The following is a 3073-nucleotide window of genomic DNA, read 5'->3' as shown; positions in this document are numbered from 1 at the left end:
CTGGCCGACATCCTAAACTCGGTACTACAAGGGAACCGAGTTCTACAGCCCGGTTCCCACACGGAACCAGGGTCTCGAAGGCTCACCCCATGAGCCTGTTGTTGGGTACGGCGAAGGGAACCCTTTAGTCCACAACCGGCCTTGGGCCGGTCGCTGGACCCGCCCCACCCTATTGAAGTAAGGGAAACGGCTTTTGTGACCGCCAAAGTATACCCGAAAGTATACCCAGAATAAAAATGGGCTACAGCGAAAAACTGTAACCCATTGAAAACATTGGAGCCGAGAATCGGATTTGAACCGACGACCTACTGATTACGAATCAGACAGCTACCCCCTTTTCATCCCCTTTCAAGTCTGTTAAAATCAATTCATGAACAGCTTAAAAAGGAATGAAAAACGGGGACTTATGCCTTCATGTTCATTTCAAATCAATTCATTCTCAGTTACCCTTATCAGGGTCAAAAGTATACCCGAAGTATACCCGAAGTATACCCGAAAGTATACCCGAGCCACGGGAGAGGGGGACCGATAAATGGAAGCTGCGCGGTTCACTGTCAAGAGCATTGAAGCGTTGAAACCTAGAGCGGAACGGTATGAGGTTCGCGAGAAGGGGCGGCGTGGTCTGGCTATCAGAGTTTCACCAACAGGAACCAAGACCTGGGTAAGCATCTATCGGTTCGGTGGCCGCCTCCGGCGCATGACTCACGGGGATTTCCCCGTTATCGGAATTGAGGACGCGCACAAGGCCCATGCCGCTGTCCGGGAAGCGGTTAAACAGAACCGTGATCCTGGTTTGGAAAAGGCTAATATCAAACAGGCTGTCCTTCTGGCTCCTACGTTCAAGGATCTTGCCGGTGAGTTTTTCAAGAAGGAAAATCGGTTACGGGAGCGAACCAAAGCTGAGTATCAACGCATCTTGGAAAAGGATGTTTTCCCCGCCTGGGAACGCCTGAAGGCTGAAAAGATCACACGGAGGCATATCACCCTTCTCCTTGATAAGGTGGCCGCCAGGGGCGGGATACAGGCCAACAGAACCCTTGCAGTGATTCGCCGGTTGTTCAATTGGGCCATAGGGGAGGGGATATTTCAGGCTAACCCCGCGAGTCATGTCAAAGCCCCGGCGCAGGAAAATAGAAGGGACCGTGTTTTGACCCCTACCGAGGTTGCCAGATTTTGGGAAGTCCTGGAAGAAACCAGTATGTCAGACCCAATGCGGCGAGCGCTCAAGTTGATTCTGGTTACAGCTCAAAGGCCCGGTGAAGTTGTCAACTTGCATTGGAACGAAGTTGACGGGGACTGGCTGACCATTCCGGCGGAACGCTCCAAAAATAGAATTGCCCATCGAGTCTATCTCACACCGCTTGCAAAGGAGCTTCTTGGGGATGAAGGGAATGGTTTTGTTTTTTCCAGGATGGAGAAGCGGCCATTTTATGTTGACGCTCTGTCAAAAGCTGTAAGGCGTAACCGGGATATATTCGAGGCTGTCGGGATCGCACCCTTTACGCCTCACGATTTGCGGCGGAGTGCGGGGACCATGATAAGCGCAGGGGGAGCTTCCCGCGAGATCCTCAAAGCAATTTTGAACCACGTTGACCGTGACGTTACAGCGATCTATGACAGGCACGGTTACGACAACGAGAAAAAGCGCACCCTTTCCAAACTGTCGCGGCAAATTGAAAATCTTGTTTCAGGAAAAGGTGAGTCCGGCGAAGTTGTGAAATTGCGCGGGGCATGATTCCTTGAATGCCCTTTCTAGCTTCTAACAAGGGGTCTAGGAGGGGGTTTTTGGTGAGAATAATCCAGCCAAGGGGTATTAGATGGGTTGTCCAAAAGAAGTTCGATTATCTCTCACAATTGGATGGGGCACGTTATGAGTAAGATGAATGTTCCTGATTGGCTTCCTGATTGGCGAAATGAGAGTGAATATCCAGATCCTGAAAGAGCGAGTAGGTTTGATTGGGGTTGGGCGTTTCTTAGACGTAATCCTAAATACCAAAAGGATTGGAACTACCTTCAAGCGTTGCTTCAATTACCCGGCGATATGGTAGGTGATTGGTATGATGTAACAGGCAAGTTGAAACCGGTAAGTGAGACTCCTGGGCCGGTAATGCAAGAGTGGCTTGACAACTGTTCAAGTATTTCAAATTTTCAATATCATGTTTCATATATGGCTGAAGCCTACGGTCTGAGAGGGGAACCGAAAGACCCCTCAGAATCAACCATCACCAGATCCTTCTGGCCAAACAATCAGAGGGGGACTGTGTACGGGGGAGTCATGGGACGCTGGAGCCGGGAGTTTTATCTTCCCAGAAATGAGTGCGTTGCCATATTTGATCTTTCTTTGCCCATTGGACCACAATTGAAAATTATCAGGTCGAATCTCCTAAATGTTCAGAAGGAGTACAAGGAGGACGGCGGCGGATTTCCTGCGCCCCGTGTTCGGTCGAAGGATTACCCTGTTTACCTTCGCATATTGGATGCGAAAATTCGAGGAGTGACCCACGCTACTATAGCGAGTGCCATCTATCCTAACATGTCTAATGACTACCCCGATTATCCTGCATCTCGCAAAATCAAGGATCATTTGCAAGAGGCAATCCGCCTCAGAGACTACGGTTACCGAGACCTTTTCCAGTTATCCTCATCCTCACAGTAAAGCTTTGTAGACTATCGCTCGGCCAATTTTTCCAGATTCAAAGTTTCACTATTCCTGCCTGATATTGGGACGGAATAAGGCAAAATGTTAAACCGCCTTATCTATCCTTGCAGGTCGTTGCTACGTTGATCTCCAGGAAGCATCCCATTCCTTATCCCGGAGGTGTGACATGAATGAGAACTCTATTGTTCGCCCACGACAAATTCAGAGTGCAACTGGCCTCAGTCGGACAACTATCTGGCGCCTCGAGTCCAAGGGAGATTTTCCTGCCCGCCGACAGATTGCTCCCGGTGCGGTTGGCTGGCTTGCCAGTGAGGTTGATGATTGGCTCCGGTCCCGTCCGGTTGTCACTGCGGGTTGCGGCAATCAAGTTTGAGTCGTTCTAAATCAAAGGACCGCCCTGGACGGGGCAAGGTA

2 protein-coding genes are annotated in these 3073 nt (G+C 50.1%); both read left to right on the top strand.

What is annotated here, in order from left to right; genetic code table 11:
• Positions 1–532: 532 nt before the first annotated feature.
• Positions 533–1735: a tyrosine-type recombinase/integrase gene (locus P1S59_14310; GenBank protein MDF1527401.1), complete on the top strand. Its 1203-nt coding sequence runs from the start codon at positions 533–535 to the stop codon at positions 1733–1735.
• 135 nt (positions 1736–1870) lie between these two features.
• The gene (locus tag P1S59_14305) at positions 1871–2656 is read left to right on the top strand and encodes a DUF6499 domain-containing protein (protein MDF1527400.1); all 786 of its coding nucleotides are present in this window, start codon (positions 1871–1873) and stop codon (positions 2654–2656) included.
• The last annotated feature ends 417 nt before the right edge of the window (positions 2657–3073 follow it).

It is taken from the genome of bacterium, assembly GCA_029210965.1.
In the GTDB taxonomy this organism is placed as follows: domain Bacteria; phylum BMS3Abin14; class BMS3Abin14; order BMS3Abin14; family BMS3Abin14; genus JALHUC01.
The sequence above is the reverse complement of the archived record's forward strand: the minus strand, read 5'-3'. Positions and strand labels throughout refer to the sequence as shown.